Origin of the sequence: Streptomyces flaveolus, assembly GCF_000716535.1 — a bacterium.
Taxonomy (GTDB): domain Bacteria; phylum Actinomycetota; class Actinomycetes; order Streptomycetales; family Streptomycetaceae; genus Streptomyces; species Streptomyces flaveolus_A.
This window is the reverse complement of sequence record NZ_JNWV01000030.1, coordinates 87991-110218: the sequence shown is the minus strand read 5'-3', so window position 1 is coordinate 110218 and position 22228 is coordinate 87991. Positions and strand designations below refer to the sequence as shown.

The following is a 22228-nucleotide window of genomic DNA, read 5'->3' as shown; positions in this document are numbered from 1 at the left end:
GGGCAAGGCCGACATCAAGGCCGCGCAGGACAAGCTCGCCGAGGCCCGCAAACAGCGCAACACCGCCGCCTCCGAAGCCCAGGGCAAGGTCAAGGCGGCCCTGGCCCACGCCCCCGCCGAGCCCCCGCCCCTGGAACGCATCGGGAACGACCTCAGCGACGGCTACCAGGCGGTCAACACCGAACTCACCCATGTCGTCGGCGGCGCGCTCAAGGGCACGGCGGGCCTGGTCAACTTCGTCCGCGGCCTGAACCCCACCGACCCCTACAACCTCACCCACCCGGCCGCCTACCTGCAGAACGTCAGCATGACGCTCTCCGGCCTGGTCTCCACCGCAGCGCATCCCGAGCGGGTCGTGCAGGCCGCCGTGGACGGCTTCAAGAAGGACCCCTCGGAGTTCGTCGGCCGCCTCATCCCGGAACTGATCGGCACCAAGGGCGCGGGCCTCGCCCGGGGCGGGCTGCGCATGGCGACGAGGGAGGGCCTGGAGTCGGCGGCGCGACGCGGCGTGAGGGAGGGCCTCGAGCGTCAGGTCGCCAGGGGTTCCGGGGACCCCATGCCCGAGCGTGCCGACGTCATGCAGGCGCTGCGCGACTCCAACCCGCAGATCGTGAGCAAGAAATGGCCGGACACTGATGGCCGTTACTATGCGGACCGGGTGCTCGCCGGTGGCCGCCCGGACGGGGAGAAAGTCTTCGCGGGGCATGGCTACATCGAATCGGGAGCCGGTGAAATCGTGGTTCCGGAGGGCACTTCCATTTCCTTCTACGTGCCACACGGCGAGCAACTGCCCGGCCTCAACGGCCTGACCGTCGAGCGGGGCGTGTACCCGGGAGGGTACTCGGAGACATTTCATGCGGGCGACCGAATTCCGAACTACACGTTGGCACCTCCTGTTTCGTCAGGTGCCGGCGGTTTCAGTGTGTTCGAGAATTCGACGACCGTTGGACAGAGGACGCAGCTGGGCGAGCTGCTGGAGCCCGGCATGGGAAATGTTCACTGGGCAGCCTGTCGTGAGATCAAGTAGAATAACTTGACTCGTGAGGAGCCATGTATGAATGTGACAGTAAAGCGTTACTGGGTGTTGACGGAGGTGTCGCTCGTCATCAAGGGAAGAGATCTGCACCCCGAAGAGATCACACCTTTCCTTGCCATCGAGCCCACTGGGGTACGAAATCCGGGCCCCAGTAAATGGGACCGCCCGGGCGAGATCGATGGACAGTGGAGGATCAGCTGTGACGAGCGCACCACCCGGGATTTCCACGAACAGTTGGACAATATCCTCTCTGTCGCGGAACGGAAGCGGACCGAGCTCAGGCAACTGGTCGAACAAGGATATGAGGTGACCGTCAACCTCTTCGGCTTCTCCGGAAACGATTCCACTCTTGCTCTTCATTCGGAAGAAATCAAGCGAATCGCACTCCTGGGATTCCCACTCAAGGTCGCAGCCAACATGAACGAACGCTGAGAGAGTAATCATGGAAATGGAACCTGCGGCGGGACTGAAGCCCTGGGGTGACCTGAGCACGTCCCTGGTTGTTTCAGGTCAAGAAGTGGATTCAGGGTCCCTTTTTACTGAGTTGGAACTGGCCGACAGCGAAGAGTTCGCTTCACTTGAAGGCGTGGGCATTTATTCCGGCCCCGGCTGGGCCACGCTCACCGTTGACGAGCGACGCTCGAAATGCGCCGACGAACAGGCCGCGGCACTCATCGGATTCCTCAAGCCCCGCAAGTCGGCGCTCGACGCGCTGAAGGAGGCGGGAAGATCGGTGAAGGTCGATGTGGCAGGCGTTGCCGAGTCCGGATCGGGGCTTTACATCTCGCCAGACGTCCTCGCAGGTCTTGCGGAGCTGGGAGTCCCTGTCACTTTTACGACGGTCCGGGCGTCCGGGGAGGACGAGGAGGACCCACTCGCCTGGCTCGGCTGACCTGAAGTCCGACCACGTCGCCGCGAACACGAAGAACCCGGCGTCCGTGCTGAGGTACCCGTGGCCAGTCGCCGCGCCCTGACCGGAGTGAGGCCGCCCGCGGCATCACGCGGGCCCCGGTGCGCACGTCCGGTGCGGGCTGATCAGGAGCAGGGCGGTGCGTCCGCTGGGCGCGGGTGATGAGGGTGCCGGCGAGGGCGTGAACAACTGACACCGCGGCCGACCGCCCGGCGAACGAGGAACGGGGCTCAGATGACGAAGGAACCGGAGAAGCCCGCGTGGCGGGACGTCCTGGAACGCTGCGGACTCCAGGTGGTGGAGGAGGCGGCCCGCAGCGGGCCTCCCGTGCGGTCCGCCCTCTACGCCGTGACCGGAGTGGAGGTCGAACCGGTCGCCACCGTCCCCGCCTCGTCACCGGGTGCCGCCGCCGCGCTGGACGAGAAGTGGCACCTCCACGCGTCCAGCGTGTCCCTGTACGACGACAAGGGCGAGTTCCTGATCCTGCCGCCCGTGCCGGGAGGCAGTGAGATCGGCTGGGTACGGGTCAGGGACACCGTCGGCACGCGTCTGCCCTCACGCATTGCCGAGGTGACGGGTAGCCCCGAGTTCGTGACCGTTTCGACCGACGGCCGCCACCTGTGCGCCGCCTCGGTGGAGGAGTACGACTACTGGGTGGTGCTGCACGAATTCTCCTGAGAGGTCCTGACCGAGGGGGTACACGCCCGTCACGCCCTACTCCTCGGGCGGGAACACCGCCTCCCCGCTGCCCGGCAGTGTGATCACGATCGCCTCCACCGGGCAGTTCTCGGCCGCCGCCAGGATCTGCTCGGCCGCGTCCGTGTCCGGTCGCGCCGGGTGGGACTGGCGGGCGGAGTCGAGGCGGAAGTCCTCCGGGGCGTGGTGGAGGCACTGGGCCGAACCGATGCACACGGCGGCCGAGTCCCACCTCCGCCGCCTGGTGAAACTGGGCCGCGCGGAACCGGTGGCGGGGAGCGAGCCGGTGGCGTACGTGGCGGTGTAGCCTGCCGGCCCCGGCCACCGCGACCCGACCGCCCCCTCGGCCAGGCCGTCGGTCCCTCAGTCCAGCCCCGCCGCCTCCCGTTCCGCCTCCGTCAGCGGCGGGCCCGGCAGGGGGCCCTTGCGGTGGCCGAAGCAGAGGGTCCAGAGCATGTCGGGGGCGAACAGGCGGGCCGCCGGGGTGCGCAGGCTCATGACGTCCAGCAGACCGCGCAGGGCGCGCGGGTTCTCGGAGCCGGCGGCCACCGCCTTGTCGACGTAGGCGGTGAGGAGGCGTTCGACGGGGGTCGGCGGCTGGGGCGCGGCCCCGGGGTAGTAGGCGTCCTGGCCGACCGCGAGGTTCCACGCGTTGCCCACCGGCCGGGCCACCGCGCGCTGGATCCGGCGGGCGGTGCCGGGGGCGGTGGGGCCGTACCGGTCGAGGGTCCGGCCGAGGGCGAGCGCGCTCTGCGCGGCGACGGACAGGCCGTGGCCGTAGACCGGGTTGTAGCCGGCGACGGCGTCCCCGAGGACGGCGAACCCCTCCGGCCAGGTCCCGGCCTTCTCGTAGAAGCGGCGGCGGTTGGCCGTGCTGCGGGTGGTCACCGGGTCGGTCAGCGGATTCGCCCGCGCGAGGAGCCGGCCGATGACCGGGTCCTTCAGGCCGGTGAGCGCGAAGTGCTCGAACGCGTCCGGGTCGGCGGAGGGTTCGCCGCCCCGGGTGCCGGCGAGCGTGACCAGCCAGCGGTCGCCCTCGATCGGTACGAGGACCCCGCCCCGGCCGGGCGCGTCACGCGGGTCGGCCTGCACGTTCACCACCGGGTAGCGCAGCGTCGCCGCGGCGTCGGGGGCCGCGTAGACCCGGCTGGCGTAGGCGACGCCCGCGTCGACCACGCGCTCCTCGACCGGCGCGTGGCCCAGGGCCCGCAGCCAGGCGTCCGCCTTGGAGCCGCGCCCGCCGGCGTCGATCACCAAGTCGGCGTGAAGCGTGTCACCCGCGTCCACGCGTACGCCGGTCACCCGGTGGCGGTCGCCGGTCAGGCCCGCCACCCGGGTGCCGTCGCGCAGGGTGATCCGGCGCCGGGCGAGGACGTCGGCGCGGATCACCGCGTCCAGCAGGTCCCGGCTGCACACGATCATGTGGTGCCGGGAGTCGGTGAACCGCCGGAACCACTGGCCGGAGGGCGCCTTGCTGACCAGGTCCCGCATCACGCCGACGAGCCCGGCGCCCCGGGCGGTCAGCTCCCCGGTGACGCCCGGCAGCAGTTCCTCCAGCGCGGCCACCCCGCCGGACCACAGCAGATGGGCGTGCCGGGCCTGGGGCAGGCCCTTGCGCGGCTCGGGGCCCGCCGGCAGCCGGTCGGCCTCCAGGATCGTCACCTCGTGGAAGCGGCTGGCGAGCACGGACGCGGCGAGCATGCCGGCCGTGCTGCCGCCGATGACGAGTGCGGTACGGCGGGCGGTGGGTGTGTCAGGCATGTGAGGTGAGACCTTCCGTGGCGACCGCCTGCCGGCGGAACCGTTCGATGGCCGCCGCGTGGTTCCGCAACGCGTGGGCGACCGACTCCAGTTCGCTGTCGGGGACGAAGGCGGCCCCGGGCCGCCCGTCCGGCAGCGGACGGGCGCGGTCGTCGGGCGCGCGCAGCGCGTCGGCCGCGACGAGGATGTCCACCGCCGCCGCGATGCCGCGCGCCACGGGCTCCGGGTAGCCCGCCGCCGTCGCCGCCGTCCGCGTCCGCTCGCGCCGCGTCGCGCACAGGTGCGGGGCGAGCTTGAGCAGCCCGTCGTTGATGGCGGCCCGGCGCAGCTCCAGGCGGAGGGCGGCACCGCTGACCCGGCCGGTCGCGGGCGCCGCCGGCGCGGTGACGGCCACCATGGTCTGCCACAGCGGCTTCAGCCGCCGGTGGGTGCGCACGAGCCGCCGGTGCTCCGCCGCCCACGGCCCGGCCTGCCCGGCGAGGAAGCCGACGGCGACCAGCACCGCCTCGGCGATGGCGAACGGCGGGGCGGCGTACGTCGACAGCCAGTCCCAGTCCCGGCCGCTCCACCGGGCGCCGATCGCCGCGAGCTTGGCGACGTCGAAGAGGAGCCCGAGGGCGTAGGCCACCTGGAGGAAGATCACCGCCCGGCGCAGCCAGGTGTTCTCGACCTCCCGGTACCAGGCCCACAGCATGCCCGCCGCGACCAGCGCGGACACCAGGTGGGCGACGAGGTAGAGCAGCACGAACTCGCGCATCCAGGGCGTGCCCGCGTAGTACGTGTCGAGGTCGCGCGTGCGCTCCACCCGGTGGTCGCCGAGCAGGAACGTCGTCCACAGGCCGAGGATGATGACGGTGTACGCCACCCGGACCAGGCGGGTGCGCCGGCGGCGCGCGGCGGACGGCGGCTCCCGCCAGGTGATGATGAGCCACAGGCAGGCACCGCAGTACGCGGTCAGCAGCGAATAGACCCAGAGCCCGGCGAAGTTGGGGATGCCGGCCAGCACGTTGATGCGGTGCAGGTTGGCCGGTGGCAGTGAGGCGAAGCAGATCGCACCGATGCCGAGCAGCAGTGCGGTGGCCCGCAGGATCGGGTCCTGCCAGGCGCGCCGCAGCAGCGGCAGCTTGATCACGAAGGCCGCGGCGAGCAGGGCGGCCGGGACGGCGTAGGCGGCGAAGGAGCCGGCGATGTCCCAGCGCATCAGGGCCCGCCGATGTTGCCCAGCGAGGACGACAGCCGGTCGGTGAGGGTGTCCTGGGTCATCCGGCCGGCCGCGCCCGGCCCCACGACCTTGGAGAACTTCGCGGCGAGGCGCAGCCCGCACTCCTCGGCCTCCCACTCGGCCTCGGCCGCCGCCGTGGCGGGTGAGCGGGTGGCCATGGCGACCACGCGGTCCCACGGGACGTCGTCCTCGGCGCGGGAGAGCAGCCGGCGGGCGGCGGCGGGCAGTCCGGACGGGTAGTGCACGTCCAGCGTGCCGTAGTGGATGTGCCCGATCTCGTGCCCGGCGATGACGAACTTGTGCGGGTCCGGGGCCCGGTCCTCGACCACGACGATGTAGTCCTCGTCCCGGGCGAGGGTGATCCCGGACACGTCCAGGCCGGGCGGGAAGGCGACGAACTTCAGCCGGACCGGGCGGTCGAGCCGCGGGCTGAGCGTGGCGCACAGCGCGTGCAGGAACGCCTCCGGGCCGGTCGGCGGGGTGAGGGTGCGGACGGTGTCGCGCACGAGCCGGTCGAGGAAGCGCCTCGGAGACCTGAAGTGCTTCGACAACGGCGCCGACCGCGGGTACGGCGCCGGTTTCGGGGCCCTGGCGCTCGGTTCAGGCACGCCCGGCGTCCTCCGCCCGCTCGGAGGCGATGATCATCTCGGCCAGGTCGGCGAGGGTGGCGAGCTGCCGGGCGTTCATCTGCGGGGCCCGGGCGGCCAGTCGTACCAGCCCGCTCTCGCGCAGCCGCAGCAGCGGGTCCGCCTCGGCCTCCAGGCTCTGCAGCACCGGTTGCAGAGCCTCGTGCAGCGCCTCCGGCTCGTCCGCCGTGAAGAAGCCCGCGGGCAGGCCGAAGAAGCGGCGCAGCCGGTCGGCGTGTTCCAGGCTCGGCATCCCGCTCTTGCGCCACTCGCTGAGCCACTGCCGGCTGGTTCCGGCGATCCTGGCGAGCTCGTCCAGCGAGTACCGCTTGCCGTCCGGCCGGCGCCGGGTCTCCCGGATGAAGTCCAGCCGCTGGCGCACGCGTTCGGCCAGGCCGGTCTCGGGGGCCCGGCCACCGGAGAGCAGGTCGACGACGACGCCGACGGGGATGCCCGTGCGGTGGGAGAGGCCGGCCACGTCCAGGGCCTCCGGCAGCCGGCCGGGCCGGCCGGTCAACTCGCCGAGCCGGTCGAGGACATCGGCCAGCGAGGCGTAGGCGTCACTCACCGAGGTCCCCCCTGGGCGTGTCGTCCGTTCGGTGGCTGGGCTGACGGCGAGGCTACCCGTTCGCCCGTTCGGCGACCAGACGTGACAACGCTCCCTGCCTAATTAGGCAGCTATCGTTGACAGTTAGGGGCGCGGTGGGTGAGGATCACCGCACGGAGAGCAAGATTCCGACCCGCCCCGGGTGCCGCCTATGGGGGAGCGGCACCCGGGGCGCCTCCTCGTCCGCCTTCGCCCCGGGGGACGTCCGCCCCGCGGTGGTGCGGCGCCCTCCTCATCGGGGCCGGGCATCGCGACGCGGCTTACGGCCCGACTCGGCCCGCCGGGCCTGCCGTGCGGGACGACGCCGGCCTACGCCGACCCACCGTCACGGCCGCTGCGGCACCGGGTGCCGCCGACCCGTGCCTGACCGGCCGCGACCCCGGCGACCTCGTCGGCGACCCGCACCGGGCCCGGTAACCCGATCCCGCCGCTGATGGAACGGCCACAGGCGTCGCCCCTCGGCACCGGCGGGCGGCGGCGGGGCCGATCCCGACCGACAGCGGGCCGCCACCGTCCAGTGCGCCCGCCCGGCCGCGACCCGCCCCCCTGACCTACCTGCGCCTCGAACCCGCCACCCGGTGACCGCGCCTCCCCCGGCCCCGGTCCTGCCGTGACCCCGGTCACCGGATCCGTGTGCGCACGGCCACCCCTCGGCCCGCGCGAGGCGGCCGGTAAAGTGGCGGGGTCGTCATCACACCCGTACGGGGGGAAGCCGGTGCAATTCCGGCGCTGACTCTCCCCCAGCCCTCGGCTGCGCTCGCGCCGGGGGCACCCCCATCCGTGTGCCGCCAGCGAGGCGGTGAGCCGGACCGCCCCGGACGGGACGTTGACCGGCTCGCGTGCACGGCGGCCCGCCGCGCACGGCACCGTCGAGGTCTACGGAGCCGAGCCGCCCGGGTGTCACCCGTGCGCTGCCCGGCTCCCCGCAGGAGAGGCAGTCGCCGACCATGAACGTCCGCCGCAGTGCCGCGGCTCTCGCCGCCGTAGGCGTGCTGGCCGCCGCCGCGCCCGCCACGGCCGCCGAACCCTCCCCGTCGCCGAAGGCGACGGTCCCGTCCGGGCTGTACGGCAAGGGAGACCCGACGTACGACGGCGTGTGGCGGCAGTCGCTGACGCTGCTCGCCCAGCGGACCCTCGGCTACCGGCCGGCCGCCGCGGCCGTGGACTGGCTCACCGGCCAGCAGTGCGCGAACGGCTCCTTCGCCGCCTTCCGCGCCGCCCCCGCCAAACCGTGCGACGACAAGGTCAAGGCGGACACCAACAGCACGGCCGCCGCCGTCCAGGCCCTCGCCGCGACCGACGGGCACGGCATCGCCGTCGGCAAGGCCGTGGACTGGCTGAAGTCCGTGCAGAACAAGGACGGCGGCTGGGGCTACTACCCCGGCGGCCCCAGCGACACCAACTCCACCTCCGTCGTCATCGGCGCGCTGACCGCGGCCGGCACCGACCCGGCGGACGTACGGAAGTCCGGCAAGTCCCCCTACGACGCCCTGCCCGCCTGGTCCATCCCCTGCGACCAGGACGGCGGCGGTGCCCTCGCCTACCAGGCGGACAAGAAGGGCAAGCTGCTCGCCAACGCGGACGCGACGGCGGCCGGCCTGCTCGGCGCCCTCGGCAAGGGCTTCGCGGCACAGGCCGGCAAGGCCCCGGCCCGGGACACCTGCGCCAAGGCCGAGACCCGCACCCAGGTCGCCGACAACGCCGGCGCGTACCTGGCGGCGGCCGTCGCCAGGACCGGCCACCTCAAGTCCGCCCTGCCCGGCGCCGAGGACCAGCCCGACTTCGGCAACACCGCCGACGCCGTCGTCGCGCTCGCCGCGGACGGCCGGACCGAGCCGGCGAAGAAGGCCTACGCCTGGCTGGAGAAGAACGCCGGCCCGTGGGCCGCGCAGAACGGCCCCGCCGCGTACGCCCAGTTGATCCTCGCCGCCCACGCGCTCGGGCAGCAGCCGGGCGACTTCGGCGGCACCAGCCTGGTCCGCTCCCTCAACGCGCTCGGCCCCGCCCCGCACATGGACTCCGCGGCCGAGCACGAGGAGAAGTCCGACGACGACTCCGGCACGGGCGTCTGGTGGATCGTCGGTGTCGGCCTCGTCGCCGGCATCGGCATCGGCTTCCTGCTCAGCGGCCGGAAGAAGCAGCAGCCGTGACCACCGTCCGCCGTACCCTGCCGGTGCTCGCCGCCTCGCTGCTGCTCCTCGGCTCCGCCGGGCCGGCCGGCGCCACCGGCTACCGCTACTGGTCCTTCTGGGAGCGCACCGGCGGCCACTGGACGTACGCCACCCAGGGCCCGGCCTTCGTCCGCCCCGACGACGGCGCGGTCCAGGGCTTCCGGTTCGCGGTGAGCGCGGACTCGGCCGACGCCAGCCGGCCGCGTGGTACGGCGGACTTCGACGCGATCTGTGCCGGTACGCACGCCGAGCCTGGCACGAAGCGGGTGGCTGTGGTCCTCGACTTCGGCACGCGGTCGGACGCGCCGTCCGCCGAGACTCCTCCGGCGCGCCGCACGGCGTGTGCGCGGGTGCCGTCCGACGCGACGACCGCGGACGCGCTGGCCGCCGTGGCGAAGCCGCTCCGGTACGACGCCAACGCCCTGCTGTGCGCCATCGCCGGTTATCCGGAGGAGGGGTGCGGGGAGCAGGTCTCGGCCGAGGGGGAACGGAGCGGCGGCGGGACCGACAGCGGGCCCTCGCTGGGTCTGCCGATCGGCGCGGGCGCGGTCGCCCTCCTGGCGGGCGCGGCGGTGTGGCAGGCACGTCGGCGGCGCGATGCGTCCGGGTGAGCCGGGGCGGTCGTGGGGGTCCGGGGCCGCCGTGGCCGCTCACGCCCACGCGGCGGTGGTCACGGAGCGTACGGGGCCCCGCGTCCCCGCGGGCCGCTCGCACCGTGCCACCCTGCACCCCGGTGCCTGGTGGCTCTGGGCGGTGTCCCTCGGCGTCGCCGCCACCCGTACCACCAACCCGCTGCTCCTCGCCCTCCTCATATCCGCCTCCGCCTACGTCGTGGCGACCCACCGCTCCGCCGCCCCCTGGGCGCGCTCCTACACCGCCTTCGTCAGACTCGCCCTCGCCGTCCTCCTCGTCCGCGTCCTCTTCGCGGTGGCGCTCGGCTCCCCCATCCCCGGCACCCACACCCTGCTGACGCTCCCCGAAGTCCCGCTCCCGCACTGGGCGCAGGGCATCCGGCTGGGCGGCAGGGTCACCGCCGAGGCGGTCGTCTTCGCCGCGTACGACGGCCTGAAGCTCGCCACCCTCCTCATCTGCGTCGGCGCCGCGAACGCCCTCGCCAGCCCCACCCGCCTCCTCAAGTCCCTGCCCGGCGCGCTGTACGAGACGGGCGTGGCCGTGGTCGTCGCCCTCACCTTCGCGCCCCATCTGATCGCCGACGTGCGGCGGCTGCGCGCCGCCCGCCGCCTGCGCGGCCGTCCGGACCGGGGCGTACGGGGCCTGCTCCAGGTCGGACTGCCGGTCCTGGAGGGCGCGTTGGAGCGCTCGGTCGCGCTCGCCGCCGCGATGGAGGCCCGCGGCTACGGCCGTACCGCCGAGGTTCCCGCCCGGGTCCGCCGTACGACGGCCGCACTCACCCTCGGCGGCCTGCTCGGTGTGTGCGCGGGAACGTACGGGCTGCTGACGGCGGCAGGGGGTACGTACGGGCTTCCCGTGCTGCTCGCCGGAGTCGGCGCCGCGCTCGCCGGGCTGCGGCTGGGCGGCCGGCGTTCGCCGCGCACCCGGTACCGCCCGGACCCGTGGGGCCCGCGCGCCTGGCTGGTCACGGGCTCGGGCGCCGCGGTGGCCGCGCTGCTCACGCTCGCCTCCGTCCGTGATCCCCGGGCGCTGCACCCCGGGGTCGTGCCCCTCGTCGCCCCCACGCTCCCGCTCTGGCCCGCCGTGGCCGTCCTGCTCGCCCTGCTGCCCGCCTTCGTCGTCCCCAGGGAGCCGTCGTGATCCGCTTCGAGGATGTCAGCGTGACGTACGAGGGTGCGGTCCGGCCCACGGTCGCCGGCGTCGACTTCGAGGTCCCCGAGGGTGAACTGGTGCTGCTCGCCGGTCCGTCCGGCGTCGGCAAGTCGACCGTGCTCGGTGCGGTGAGCGGGCTGGTCCCGCACTTCACCGGCGGCACCCTGCGCGGCCGCGTGACGGTGGCCGGCCGGGACACCCGTACCCATCAGCCGCGTCAACTCGCCGACGTGGTCGGCACGGTGGGCCAGGACCCGCTCGCGCACTTCGTGACGGACACCGTGGAGGACGAACTCGCCTACGGCATGGAGTCGTTGGGGCTCGCTCCGGCGGTGATGCGGCGCCGGGTGGAGGAGACCCTCGACCTGCTGGGCCTCGCCGGACTGCGCGGCCGCCCGATCGCCACGCTGTCCGGCGGGCAGCGGCAGCGGGTCGCGATCGGCTCGGTCCTCACCCCGCACCCCCAGGTGCTGGTCCTGGACGAGCCGACCTCGGCGCTGGACCCGGCCGCCGCCGAGGAGGTGCTGGCCGTGCTGCAACGGCTGGTGCACGACCTGGGGACGACGGTCCTGATGGCCGAGCACCGCCTGGAACGGGTCATCCAGTACGCCGACCGGGTCGTCCTCCTCCCGGCCCCCGGCGCCGCCCCGGTCACCGGTCCCCCGGCCGAGGTGATGGCCGTGTCCCCGGTCCACCCCCCGGTGGTGGCCCTGGGCCGCCTGGCCGGCTGGTCCCCCCTCCCCCTGACCGTCCGAGACGCCCGCCGCCAGGCGGCGCCCCTCCGCGCCCGCCTGGCCGCCACCGCACCTGCGGGCGCTCCCGCGCACCCGGCTGCGGGCGCCCGCGTCCCCGTGGCCGCGGGCAGTCGGGCCGCCGGGGTGGCAGGGGCGGGCGCGGTGGCGGCACCAACCACCGCCCCGCCCCCGCACCCGGCACCCGGGAACCCCGTCCACCGCCGATTCTTCGGTCGCCGCCCCATCCCCACCCGGCAGCCCCCGCGACGGCACATCGCCGAGGTCCGCGACCTCTCCGTCCGCCGCGACCACGTCCAGGCCCTCCGGCACATCGGCCTGACCGTCACCCCCGGCGAGACCATCGCGCTCATGGGCCGCAACGGAGCCGGCAAGTCCACCCTCCTCGGCTCGCTCGTCGGCCTGGTGGCGCCCACCTCGGGGAGCGTGGACGTCGACGGCGCCGTACCGCACCGCACCCCGCCCCGGGACCTCGTGCGCCGGGTCGGTCTCGTCCCCCAGGAGCCGCGCGACCTGCTGTACGCGGACACGGTCGCCGCCGAGTGCGCGGCGGCCGACCGGGACGCGGGCGCCGCGCCCGGCACCTGCCGCGCCCTGGTGTCCGAGCTGCTGCCGGGTGTCACGGACGACACGCACCCCCGGGACCTGTCGGAGGGCCAGCGCCTGGCGCTCGCGCTGGCCGTGGTCCTGACCGCCCGCCCGCCCCTGCTCCTCCTCGACGAGCCGACGCGCGGTCTGGACTACGCGGCCAAGGCCCGCCTGGTCGCCGTACTGCGCGGGCTGGCGGCCGAGGGGCACGCGATCGTGCTGGCCACGCACGACGTGGAGCTGGCCGCCGAACTGGCCCACCGGGTGGTGCTGCTCGCGGAGGGCGAGGTGATCGCCGACGGGCCGACGGCCGAGATCGTGGTGTCCTCCCCGTCCTTCGCACCGCAGGTGACCAAGATCCTGGCCCCGCAGCAGTGGCTGACGGTGGCCCAGGTGCGGGAGGCACTGACGTGAGCCACGGCACACGCACCGCCGCACGGACGCGCGCCGTCCGTCTCGGCCCCCGCTCGCTCGCCGCGCTGGCGCTGACCAGCGCGGTCGGCGTGGTCGCCTTCTGCTGGCCCTTCCTCGCCCCGCCCGCCTCCCAGCTGAACGCCCACGCCCAGGACGCGCCCTGGCTCTTCTCGGGCCTGCTGGTGCTGCTGGTGGCGGTGGTCGCGGCGACGGTCTCGGAGTCGGACCTCGGTCCGAAGGCCGTGGCCATGCTGGGCGTGCTGGCCGCGACGGGCGCGGCACTGCGGCCGATCGGCGCGGGTACGGCGGGGCTGGAGCCCATGTTCTTCCTGATGGTGCTCAGCGGACGGGTGCTCGGCCCGGGCTTCGGCTTCGCGCTGGGCTCGGTGACGATGTTCGCGTCCGCGCTGCTCACGGGCGGGGTCGGACCGTGGCTGCCGTTCCAGATGCTGTCGATGGGCTGGTTCACGATGGGCGCGGGCCTGCTGCCCGGGCCGGTCCGGCTGCGCGGTCGGGGCGAGCTGCTGCTGCTCGCCGGCTACGGCTTTCTCGCCGCCTTCGCGTACGGCACGTGCATGAACCTGGCCGGCTGGCCCTTCCTGGACGCGGCGGCCTCGAACATCTCCTTCCACGGCGATGCCCCGGTCGCCGAGAACCTGGCCCACTTCGTCGCCTACTGCCTGGCCACGTCGCTCGGCTGGGACCTGGGCCGGGCGCTGTGCACGGTGGTGCTGACCGTCGCCCTCGGTCCGGCGGTGCTGCGGGCGCTGCGGCGGGCCACGCGGCGGGCCGCTTTCGAGACCGCGGTCACATTCGACGGTCCCGCTGGGTGAGGATTCGTTTCCGGCATGTGAACGAGCCGGTGAAGCACCCCACATGACGCACGTCACCTACGACCCGGGGCCGTAGTCCTATTTGTCCGATACATCCTTTCGTGCACCCCTTCTGACCTGCGCTTTGCGACCCAGATCACACGACCGACGTTTGCCGCTGATCCGGCCACAACTAGTAAAAGGGGTCATTGCGGACGGGTTCCGGGCCTGCTTCTCTGGACGACGTCGCCAGGCGCCACGAGCCCACCCGGGCCGCGGCGCCGCCGCATGAGGCCACACCGCGTGGCCCTCCCCATGCGGGCGACTCCCCCGTCCCCGACGCAAGAGGTTCTCCGTGTCCGTCTCCTTCATCCGCCGCATCGCTTCCCCGAAGAAGGCCCTCACCACCGCCGCCGTGGCCGCTGCCGCCGCCGGTATGGCTCTGACCGCGGCGCCCGCCCAGGCCGCCACCACCTCGGCCTCCTCCGCCCAGGCGATCGCGCACCAGATGATCCCGGACGCCGCGCAGTTCACCGCGTTCAGCAAGATCGTCGAGCACGAGAGTGGCTGGAACCCCGCCGCCACCAATAGCTCGTCCGGCGCCTACGGCCTGGTCCAGGCCCTGCCGGCCTCGAAGATGTCCACCGCCGGCGCCGACTGGAAGACCAACCCGGCCACCCAGATCAAGTGGGGCCTGGACTACATGAACTCCCGCTACGGCAGCCCGGTCAAGGCCTGGAACTTCTGGCAGGCCAACGGCTGGTACTGAGCCACCCGGCTCCCGGCCACCGGCCCTCCGGCCACCCCCGCCGAGCCGCGCCCCCGCTGAACCAGCGCGCGATGCCGGCCGACGCGGCCCGGTCCGACCCGCAGCGGTCGACCGGTCCGACCTCCAGCACCCGCACCCTCGCCCTCCGCTGGGCGAGGGTGCGCGCGCATGTCCGGACGTTGCCGATCGGTACGCCGGTGTCGCGCTCGCCCGCGTGCCCGCCGGTGGGCTGGCGGAGTCGCCGGAACAAGCGGTCGCCTCGCCCTCGTGCCGCCCGGGCCGGCGCCGTCGCGCGTCCGGGTCGCGTGCGGCATGTCCGTGCGTGCCGGACACGAGCCCGAGGTCCCAGCGGGTCCACCGTGCGGTACGTCACCCGCTGGGCGAGGACGCCCAGGGCGGCCGCCGGACCCTTGCGGATGGGCCGGCCGGGCTGCTTTTCCACCGTGTTGCGCGTGTCCTGAGTCACGTTCCGGACGTCACGGACGCAGGCTTCGCCCGGACATCCGAGGGCCCCCGTCCTCGGGTGGACTTTCTTTCGCGCGCCGGGTGGACCCCTCTTCCACCTCCTGCCCCTCCGGAGGAACGATGACGACGCCGAAGCCGCCGGTACGCGACCCGGAGACGCGCGGACTGCGGCTGGTGGCCGTACTGCTGGCGCTGACCGTGGTCAGCGGTCTGATCGACGCCGTCAGCTTTCTGGGCCTGGGCCGGGTCTTCACGGCCAACGTGACCGGCAGCGTGGTCATCCTCGGCTTCGCCGCGGCCGGAGTCCCGGACTTCTCCGTGCGCCACGCGGTCATGTCCCTGGTCTGCTTCCTGCTGGGCGCGGTGGCCGGCGGCCGGGTGACGGGCCGATACGGCCGGGGTTCCCGCCGTCGCTCGGCCCGGCTGGCCCTGGCGGTGGAGGCGGTGCTGGTCGGCGTGGCGGCGGCCGTGGCCTTCGCCTGGCCGGACTCCGCCGGAACCCGGGACGCCCTGATCGCCCTCACGGCCTTCGCGATGGGTCTGCGCACCGCGACGGTCCGCAAGTTCCGGGTGCCCGACCTGATCACCACCACCGTCGTGACGATGACCCTGACCGGCCTGGCCTCCGAGTCCCCCCTCGGTGACGCCACGAGCCGCCGCAACCTGCGCCGCGCGGCCTCCGTGTTCGCGATGGCCGGCGGCGCCTGCCTGGGCGCCTGGCTGGTCCTCCACCACGGCCTGGGCATCCCCCTGCTGCTGGCGGCACTGGTGTCGGGGGCGCTGGCGGTGACGGCCTCGGGCCGGGAATGACCCGTCAGCCGGCGCTGACCCGGAGTTCCTTGACGCCGTTGATCCAGGCCGAACGCAGCCGGCGGGGCGGGTCGGCCAGGTGCAGGTCGGGCATGGCGTCGGCGACGGCGTTGAAGATGAGGTCGATCTCCAGGACGGCGAGGGACTTGCCGAGGCAGTAGTGAGGACCGCCTCCGCCGAAGCCCAGGTGGGGGTTGGGATCGCGGGTGATGTCGAAGGCGTCGGGGTCGGTGAAGACCTCCGGGTCGTGGTTGGCCGAGGCGTAGAACAGGCCGACCCGGTCGCCCTTCTCGATCCGTACGCCGCCCAGCTCCGTGTCCTCGGTCGCCGTCCGCTGGAAGGAGTTCACCGGGGTCGCCCAGCGGACGATCTCCTCGGCCGTGGTGGACGGGCGCTCGCGCCGGAAGAGCTCCCACTGCTCGGGGTGGGTGAGGAAGGCGTGCATGCCGTGGGTGATGGCGTTGCGGGTGGTCTCGTTGCCGGCCACCGCCAGCATCAGCACGAACAAGCCGAACTCGTCGGAGTTCAGGTTGCCTTCGTCCTCCGCCGCCACCAGGGTCGTGACGATGTCGTGGGCCGGGCACCGCTTGCGCTCGGCGGCCATGTTCATGGCGTAGGCGATGATCTCGGCGGCCGACTGGGCGCCGACCTCCTCGGTGATCGCGTACTCGGGGTCGTCGTAGGCGATCATCCTGTTGGACCAGTCGAAGATCCTGGACCGGTCCTGCTGCGGGACGCCGATCAGCTCGGCGATGGCCTGGAGCGGCAGTTCGCAGGCGACCTCGGTGACGAAGTCGAAGGGCCCGGACCGGGCACGGGCGGCGGCGACGATCGCCTCGGCCCGGGTACGCAGCCGGTCCTCCAGCGCGCGGATGGAGCGTGGCGTGAAGCCGCGCTGCACCATCTGGCGCACCCGCGTATGTTCCGGTGGATCCATGTTGAGCAGGATCAGCCGCTGCGCGTCGATCGCCTCGCGCCGGATGTGCTCGTTGAAGCGGATGATCGCGGTGTTGAGCGAGGAGGAGAAGAGTTCCGGGTGCGTGGAGACGTACTTGACGTCGGCGTGCCGGGTCACGGCCCAGTAGCCGGTGTCGGCGAAGCCCGCGACGCCGTGCTGCTGCGGGATCCAGCGGACCGGCTCGGTACGGCGCAGCTCGGCGAACTCCGGGAGGGGCACACGGTGGTGCAGCAGATCGGGTCGGTGAGGTCGAACCCGTCGGGCAGCGCTGGACAGGGCATCGGCGACTCCAGCCATCTGACGGTCCATCAGCGGGTGCCGAGAAGGTAGTAACGGGTTCTACAAGTCGCAAGAGGTACGGCATCCTCGATCGGTGCGGAAGTCGTACGGATCCCACCCTCGACACCCGCAAGACCCTTGCGGTGACGGTCGTCACGTCAGCAGACTGCTGAACAGAACTAGAACGCGTACTAGTTCTGGAGGAGAGCCCTCTCGGAGAGGACCCGCACCCATGGCCGCCGAACCCGTGATCGTCGAAGCCGTCCGCACCCCGATCGGCAAGCGCGGCGGCGCGCTCGCCAACCTGCACCCCACCTACCTCCTGGGCGAGACCTACCGTGAACTCCTCGGCCGCGCCGGCATCCCCGCCGACGCCGTCGAGCAGATCGTCGGCGGCACGGTGACCCACGCCGGCGAGCAGTCCATGAACCCCGCGCGCACGGCCTGGCTGACCATGGGGCTGCCGTACGAGACGGCGGCCACGACGGTCGACTGCCAGTGCGGGTCCTCGCAGCAGGCCTCGCACATGGTGGCCAACATGGTCGCGGCGGGCGTGATCGACGTCGGGATCAGCTGCGGCGTCGAGGCGATGTCCCGGGTGCCGCTGGGCTCGGGCTCCAAGCACGGCCCCGGCAAGCCGTTCCCGGACGAGTGGAACGTCGACCTCCCCAACCAGTTCGAGGCGGCCGAGCGCATCGCCCGCCACCGGGGCCTCACCCGCGAGGACGTCGACGCGCTCGGTCTCCTCTCCCAGGAGCGGGCGGCGCTCGCCTGGGCGGAGGAACGTTTCAAGCGGGAGACCTTCGCGGTGCAGGTGCCCACGACGGAGGAGGAGCAGTACGCCGGGCAGGGCATGTGGCGCCTGGTCGACAAGGACGAGGGGCTGCGCGACACCTCCCCGGAGGCGCTGGCGGGCCTGAAGCCGGTGATGCCGAAGGCCGTGCACACCGCCGGAAACTCCTCCCAGATCTCCGACGGCGCGGCGGCGATCATGTGGGCGTCGAAACGGATGGCTCGCGCCCTGAAGCTGAAGCCGAGGGCGCGGATCGTCGCCCAGGCCCTCGTGGGCGCCGACCCGCACTTCCACCTGGACGGCCCGATCGACGCGACGCGCGCGGTGCTGGGCAAGGCGGGCATGTCCCTGAAGGACATCGACCTGGTGGAGATCAACGAGGCCTTCGCCTCCGTCGTACTGAGCTGGACCCGGGTGTTCGACCAGACCCTGGAGAAGGTCAACGTCAACGGCGGCGCGATCGCCCTGGGCCACCCGGTCGGCGCGACGGGCGCCCGCCTGATCACGACGGCCCTGCACGAACTGGAACGCACCGACAAGGAGTTTGCCCTGATCACGATGTGCGCGGGCGGCGGCCTGGCAACGGGAACGATCATCCAGCGGCTGTAGCCCCGGGACACCGGGCGCCGGCTGAGTCGGTGCCGTCGGCTGAGCCCGGCCACCTCACCGGTGCCGGGCCCCCAGCCGAGCGGGTCGCGCACCCGGCGCCAGGGGAACGCGGTCGCGTCTCGCCTGCACGCCGGGTGGCTAAGCGGCGAACCATGGGGGGATCCTCCTGCCGCTGCGCCCCCTCAGCCCCTCAGGTCACACGGTCCCGGTGATTGGCAGATGTGAACCACTCCCACCGGCCACCCACCCCCACGACCGCCCCTTTAAGCGCCCCCCTTGGCACTCCCGACCCCCACACGCCCGACCTCCTCGGCTCCCCGGACCCCCGCCCGCCCCGTCGCTCGCGGTCCCTGGAAGGCGTACGACAGGGCGAAGCCCGCTGCCACCACCACCGCACCCCCTACCGCATCCAGGACCCAGTGGTTGCCGGTGGCGACGATGGCCGAGACGGTGAAGAGCGGGTGCAGCAGGCCCAGCGCCTTCATCCACCACTTGGGGGCGATCACCGCGATCACCACCCCGCACCACAGGGACCAGCCGAAGTGCAGTGACGGCATCGCCGCGTACTGGTTGGTGAGGGCGGTCAGGGTGCCGTAGTCCGGCTTGGAGAAGTCCTGGGCGCCGTGGACGGTGTCGATGATGCCGAGCGTGGGCATCAGGCGCGGCGGTGCCAGCGGGAAGAGCCAGAAGCCGATCAGGGCGAGCAGCGTGGCGAAGCCGAGGGACGCGCGGGCCCAGCGGTAGTCGACCGGACGGCGCCAGTACAGGACGCCGAGGACGGTCAGCGGGACGACGAAGTGGAAGGACTCGTAGTAGAAGTCGAAGAAGTCCCGCAGCCAGTCGATCTTCACCACGGCGTGGTTGACCGCGTGCTCGATGTCGATGTGGAGGAAGCGTTCGGCGTCGAGGACCAGGTGGCCGTGCTGCTCGGCCGCGGCCCGCCCCTCGGAGTTGCTGCCGCCGGTCGCCGCCAGCCGTACCTGCTGGTAGGCCGCGTACGTGACGCGGAGGAGGAGCAGTTCCAGGAGGAGGTTGGGGCGGGTGAGCACGCGGCGCAGGAAGGGCAGGAGCGGGACGCGGCGGAAGCGTGCCGGGGCCGGCGGGGCGTACTCCGCCGGTATCGGGGTCTGGTAGTACGGCGACGCGCGGGACACGAAGGGCACCGCCGTGGCGGCGGCCAGGGCCGCGAGCAGGATCAGGTTGTCCCGCAGCGGGTAGACCACCGGCATGTGCGGCAGCATCATCGTCGCCGGGAGCGTGGTGACGAGGACGACCGCGACCGGCCAGACGTAACGGTCGGAGGCTCGCTTGCCGACCCGGCCGACCACCGCGAGCAGCACCCACAGGAGCTGGTGCTGCCAGGTGGTCGGGGAGACGGCGACGGCGGCGCAGCCGGTGACGGCGACGGCGAGGAGGAGCTGGCCGTCGTGGGCGTAGCGGACCGCGCGGCGCACGGCGAGGGCGGCGACGCCGGCGCCGAGGAGGAGGAAGAGCGCGATCTCCGAGGGGCCTGTCAGGCCGAGGCGGAGCAGGGCGCCGTGCAGGGACTGGTTGGCGAGGGCGTCGGCCTTGCCGCCGAGGCCGGCGCCGGCCATGTGGTGCACCCAGTAGGTGTGGGAGTCGTGCGGCAGCGCCGCCCAGGCGAGCGCGGTGCAGGCGGCGAAGGTCCCGGCCGTGGTGAGGGCGGCCCGGCGGCGGCCGGTGAACCACAGCAGCGGGGCGAAGAGCAGGACGGTCGGCTGGAGGGCGGCGGCCAGGCCCACGCACAGGCCGCTCGCGCGTTCCCCGCGTACGGTGAAGCAGCCGAGCAGGACGAGCAGGACCGGGATGATGCTGGTCTGCCCGAGCCACAGGGTGTTGCGGACCGGCAGCGACAGCATGAGCAGGCTGATGGCGACCGGCGCCGCCAGCAGTGAGGTGCGCCGGCTGATGGGCTGGGGCAGCGCGCGGGCGGCGACCAGGCCGAGGGCGACGACGAGCAGCAGGGTGCCGAAGGTCCAGCCCCAGCCGAGGGCGGCCTCGGCCGAGCGGGTCAGCGGTTTGAGGACCAGGCCGCTGAAGGGGGTGCCGGTGAACCGCGTCGAGTCGTAGATCGAGCCGTTCACGTGCAGGACGCCTTCGGGGCCGACCCAGGTCTCCAGGTCGGTGAGCCGTTCGCCGCTGGGGGTGGTCAGGACGACGGCCAGCTGCCGTACGGCGAGGATCGCGGCCACCGCCCACAGCGCGAGCCTGGTCGCGCGCAGCCGCGCCCCGACCGCCGATCTTCCGAAGACGTCCGCCGGTCGCCCGCTGTGCTCCACGTTCGCCACGCCTCGTCGGCCTCCCGCCCCGTCGTCCCGGCCGCGGTGCGCGCCGGGTTCCCCTCTGCGCTCCTTCTGAGACTCGCAGACCCCCTGGAGAGGGACGCAGGTAACCCCCGATTCACCTGACGTCGGTCTCCTTTTGTCCGAAAGACCATAGTCCGGGGTGTGGCCGGTTGCGCGCCGGGGGCGCGACAAGGATCACAGTGAGCTGCTGGAATGGCACTGCGTGAGGGGGAAGACGTACCTGCGTATCCGCGCTTTAGCTGCGCTGTGCATCGATATGCGTGCAGGACGTAAGGGGCGGAACTCCGCCTATGGTCGATTTTCGGCCCGTCGTACGTCACCGTCGCCGTCCGGGTCCCGTCGCTGTCCCCGTCGAAAGGTAGGCGAGCCCCGTTTTGGCGACCGCTACCACCGCCTCAGCCGTCACCCCGCCCCTCAAGTCGCGGCGGGCCGCCCAGGCCCGTACCGCCCGCGACGTCACCGTCACCGACCCCGCGCTCGTCAGGCGCGCCGTGAAGGCGGCGGCGCTCGGCAACGCGATGGAGTGGTTCGACTTCGGTGTCTACAGCTACATCGCCGTCACCCTGGGCAAGGTCTTCTTCCCGTCCGGCAACCCGACCGCGCAGTTGCTGTCGACGTTCGGCGCCTTCGCGGCGGCCTTCCTCGTCCGCCCGCTCGGCGGCATGGTCTTCGGTCCGCTGGGCGACCGCGTGGGCCGGCAGAAGGTCCTCGCCGTCACGATGATCATGATGGCGGCGGGTACGTTCGCGATCGGCCTGATCCCGTCGTACGCGACGATCGGCGTCGGCGCGCCGCTCCTGCTGCTGGCGGCCCGCCTGGTGCAGGGCTTCTCCACCGGCGGTGAGTACGCGGGCGCGACGACGTTCATCGCGGAGTACGCGCCGGACAAGAAGCGCGGCTTCCTCGGAAGCTGGCTGGAGTTCGGCACGCTCGCCGGCTACATCGGCGGCGCGGGCCTGGTCACGCTCATGACCGCCCTGCTGTCCTCGGACGACCTCACCTCGTGGGGCTGGCGCATCCCGTTCCTGATCGCGGGCCCGATGGGCATCATCGGCCTGTATCTGCGGATGCGGCTGGAGGAGACCCCGGCGTTCGCGGCGGAGGTCGAGAAGGCGGAGGCGGCCCGGCCGAAGGTGCCGCTGCGCGAGATGGTCACCGGCCAGTGGAAGTCCCTGCTGCTGTGCATGGGCCTGGTCCTGGTCTTCAACGTCACCGACTACATGCTGCTGTCGTACATGCCGAGCTACCTCACCAGCGAACTGAAGTACGACGAGACGCACGGGCTGCTGGTCGTGCTCGGTGTGATGGCCCTGATGATGATCGTCCAGCCGTTCGTGGGCGCGCTGACCGACCGGGTCGGACGCCGGCCGGTGATCGCGGCGGGCTGCGCGGGCTTCCTGTTCCTGTCCGTCCCGGCGCTGCTGCTGATCCGCGAGGGCAGCCTGCTCGCCGTGGGGCTGGGCATGGGCGCGCTGGGTCTGCTCCTGGTGTGCTTCACGGCGGCCATGCCGGCCGCGCTGCCCGCCCTGTTCCCGACGCGCGTGCGGTACGGGTCCCTGTCGATCGGGTTCAACGTGTCCGTGTCGCTGTTCGGCGGTACGACTCCGCTGGTCGTGACCGCGCTGATCGGGGCGACCGGGAACATGATGATGCCCGCCTACTACATGATGGCCGCGGCTGTCGTGGGCGGTGTCGCCGTGTGGCGGATGTCGGAGTCCGCGGGCCGGCCGCTGCCCGGTTCGGCGCCGGCGGTGGAGCGCGGCTGAGCGCCGCAGGGGGCGGTCCCGCCGCCATGACCCGCGGGCGGTCGTACCCATCCGTGCCCTCCGGCTGCGATC

The 22228-nt window shown here is 72.9% G+C and carries 19 protein-coding genes and 2 pseudogenes; 14 read left to right on the top strand and 7 right to left on the bottom strand.

Translation table 11 applies throughout. The annotated features are described in order from the left end of the window. The 4 genes from OO52_RS53105 to OO52_RS30590 form a co-directional block, all read left to right on the top strand. The coding region (locus tag OO52_RS53105) for a putative adhesin (RefSeq protein WP_030938453.1) at nucleotides 1–1027 on the top strand (1027 nt) is incomplete at its 5' end. Between the two features lie 27 nt (nucleotides 1028–1054). Continuing rightward, nucleotides 1055–1468 (top strand): DUF4279 domain-containing protein, encoded by a 414-nt coding sequence (locus tag OO52_RS30600; RefSeq protein ID WP_078877069.1) that lies wholly within the window; start codon nucleotides 1055–1057, stop codon nucleotides 1466–1468. Nucleotides 1469–1478: 10 nt separating this feature from the next. Continuing rightward, a complete protein-coding gene (locus OO52_RS30595; RefSeq protein WP_158712582.1) occupies nucleotides 1479–1928 on the top strand; it encodes a hypothetical protein in 450 nt (149 codons plus the stop codon). Nucleotides 1929–2180: 252 nt separating this feature from the next. Beyond that, entirely contained in the window at nucleotides 2181–2624 is a 444-nt protein-coding gene (locus OO52_RS30590; RefSeq protein WP_030649314.1) for a hypothetical protein, read from the top strand. A gap of 36 nt (nucleotides 2625–2660) precedes the next feature. On the opposite strand, the gene OO52_RS30585 is transcribed toward OO52_RS30590, so the two are convergent. Next, on the bottom strand, nucleotides 2661–2858 hold the full coding sequence (locus OO52_RS30585; RefSeq protein ID WP_051818717.1) for a ferredoxin: 198 nt from the start codon (nucleotides 2856–2858) through the stop codon (nucleotides 2661–2663). Between OO52_RS30585 and OO52_RS54705 the strand changes: the two are divergent. Continuing rightward, nucleotides 2827–2949: pseudogene (locus OO52_RS54705) on the top strand (MBL fold metallo-hydrolase); the annotation flags it as partial. The gene OO52_RS30585 and the pseudogene OO52_RS54705 overlap by 32 nt on opposite strands. Before the next feature lie 56 nt (nucleotides 2950–3005). Here OO52_RS54705 and OO52_RS30580 read toward each other — a convergent pair. From OO52_RS30580 to OO52_RS30565, 4 genes are read right to left on the bottom strand one after another with little or no spacing between them, the layout of a single operon-like run. Continuing rightward, entirely contained in the window at nucleotides 3006–4403 is a 1398-nt protein-coding gene (locus OO52_RS30580; RefSeq protein WP_030649320.1) for an FAD-dependent oxidoreductase, read from the bottom strand. Further along, entirely contained in the window at nucleotides 4396–5604 is a 1209-nt protein-coding gene (locus tag OO52_RS30575) for an MAB_1171c family putative transporter (RefSeq protein ID WP_030649323.1), read from the bottom strand. Before OO52_RS30575 ends, OO52_RS30580 begins: the two co-directional genes overlap by 8 nt. Further along, nucleotides 5604–6233, bottom strand: coding sequence for a hypothetical protein (locus OO52_RS30570; protein ID WP_234317115.1), 630 nt, complete (start codon nucleotides 6231–6233; stop codon nucleotides 5604–5606). Before OO52_RS30570 ends, OO52_RS30575 begins: the two co-directional genes overlap by 1 nt. Next, nucleotides 6226–6819, bottom strand: a complete 594-nt coding sequence (locus OO52_RS30565) for a helix-turn-helix domain-containing protein (RefSeq protein WP_030649329.1) — start codon at nucleotides 6817–6819, stop codon at nucleotides 6226–6228. Before OO52_RS30565 ends, OO52_RS30570 begins: the two co-directional genes overlap by 8 nt. A 986-nt stretch (nucleotides 6820–7805) precedes the next feature. Here OO52_RS30565 and OO52_RS30560 point away from each other — a divergent pair. The 7 genes from OO52_RS30560 (at nucleotide 7806) to OO52_RS30530 (ending at nucleotide 15424) form a co-directional block, all read left to right on the top strand. Next, nucleotides 7806–9008: a prenyltransferase/squalene oxidase repeat-containing protein gene (locus tag OO52_RS30560; protein WP_030649332.1), complete on the top strand. Its 1203-nt coding sequence runs from the start codon at nucleotides 7806–7808 to the stop codon at nucleotides 9006–9008. Then, entirely contained in the window at nucleotides 9005–9640 is a 636-nt protein-coding gene (locus OO52_RS30555; RefSeq protein ID WP_030649335.1) for an SCO2322 family protein, read from the top strand. Before OO52_RS30560 ends, OO52_RS30555 begins: the two co-directional genes overlap by 4 nt. 31 nt (nucleotides 9641–9671) lie before the next feature. Beyond that, nucleotides 9672–10802, top strand: coding sequence for an energy-coupling factor transporter transmembrane protein EcfT (locus OO52_RS30550; RefSeq protein ID WP_234337777.1), 1131 nt, complete (start codon nucleotides 9672–9674; stop codon nucleotides 10800–10802). Then, on the top strand, nucleotides 10799–12568 hold the full coding sequence (locus OO52_RS30545) for an ABC transporter ATP-binding protein (protein ID WP_030649343.1): 1770 nt from the start codon (nucleotides 10799–10801) through the stop codon (nucleotides 12566–12568). Before OO52_RS30550 ends, OO52_RS30545 begins: the two co-directional genes overlap by 4 nt. Beyond that, on the top strand, nucleotides 12565–13401 hold the full coding sequence (locus tag OO52_RS30540; protein ID WP_030649345.1) for an ECF transporter S component: 837 nt from the start codon (nucleotides 12565–12567) through the stop codon (nucleotides 13399–13401). The genes OO52_RS30545 and OO52_RS30540 overlap by 4 nt, the downstream gene beginning before the upstream one ends. A 334-nt stretch (nucleotides 13402–13735) precedes the next feature. Further along, nucleotides 13736–14149 carry a transglycosylase SLT domain-containing protein gene (locus OO52_RS30535; protein ID WP_030649349.1) on the top strand — a complete coding sequence of 138 codons (414 nt, stop codon included), beginning with the start codon at nucleotides 13736–13738 and terminating at the stop codon, nucleotides 14147–14149. A 585-nt stretch (nucleotides 14150–14734) separates the two neighbouring features. Next, entirely contained in the window at nucleotides 14735–15424 is a 690-nt protein-coding gene (locus tag OO52_RS30530) for a YoaK family protein (RefSeq protein WP_030649352.1), read from the top strand. 4 nt (nucleotides 15425–15428) lie between these two features. Here the strand turns inward: OO52_RS30530 and OO52_RS30525 are convergent. Further along, nucleotides 15429–16663: pseudogene (locus tag OO52_RS30525) on the bottom strand (cytochrome P450). Nucleotides 16664–16893: 230 nt separating this feature from the next. On the opposite strand from OO52_RS30525, the gene OO52_RS30520 reads away from it, so the two are divergent. Continuing rightward, nucleotides 16894–18063, top strand: coding sequence for a steroid 3-ketoacyl-CoA thiolase (locus OO52_RS30520; RefSeq protein ID WP_030649355.1), 1170 nt, complete (start codon nucleotides 16894–16896; stop codon nucleotides 18061–18063). 263 nt (nucleotides 18064–18326) lie between these two features. On the opposite strand, the gene OO52_RS30515 is transcribed toward OO52_RS30520, so the two are convergent. Further along, complete coding sequence (locus OO52_RS30515; protein ID WP_030938446.1) at nucleotides 18327–20372, bottom strand: bifunctional glycosyltransferase 87/phosphatase PAP2 family protein; 2046 nt, start codon at nucleotides 20370–20372, stop codon at nucleotides 18327–18329. A 392-nt stretch (nucleotides 20373–20764) separates the two neighbouring features. Here OO52_RS30515 and proP point away from each other — a divergent pair, with 392 nt between their 5' ends. Continuing rightward, on the top strand, nucleotides 20765–22156 hold the full coding sequence (gene proP / locus OO52_RS30510; RefSeq protein WP_030649362.1) for a glycine betaine/L-proline transporter ProP: 1392 nt from the start codon (nucleotides 20765–20767) through the stop codon (nucleotides 22154–22156). Nucleotides 22157–22228: the final 72 nt, after the last annotated feature.

Bases quoted from the DNA above. Each gene is read 5' to 3' on its own strand.
- OO52_RS30600 (WP_078877069.1), top strand. From the start codon at position 1,055: ATGAATGTGACAGTAAAGCGTTACTGGGTGTTGACGGAGGTGTCGCTC.
- OO52_RS30595 (WP_158712582.1), top strand. From the start codon at position 1,479: ATGGAAATGGAACCTGCGGCGGGACTGAAGCCCTGGGGTGACCTGAGC.
- OO52_RS30590 (WP_030649314.1), top strand. From the start codon at position 2,181: ATGACGAAGGAACCGGAGAAGCCCGCGTGGCGGGACGTCCTGGAACGC.
- OO52_RS30580 (WP_030649320.1), bottom strand. From the start codon at position 4,403: ATGCCTGACACACCCACCGCCCGCCGTACCGCACTCGTCATCGGCGGC.
- OO52_RS30575 (WP_030649323.1), bottom strand. From the start codon at position 5,604: ATGCGCTGGGACATCGCCGGCTCCTTCGCCGCCTACGCCGTCCCGGCC.
- OO52_RS30560 (WP_030649332.1), top strand. From the start codon at position 7,806: ATGAACGTCCGCCGCAGTGCCGCGGCTCTCGCCGCCGTAGGCGTGCTG.
- OO52_RS30530 (WP_030649352.1), top strand. From the start codon at position 14,735: ATGACGACGCCGAAGCCGCCGGTACGCGACCCGGAGACGCGCGGACTG.
- OO52_RS30520 (WP_030649355.1), top strand. From the start codon at position 16,894: ATGGCCGCCGAACCCGTGATCGTCGAAGCCGTCCGCACCCCGATCGGC.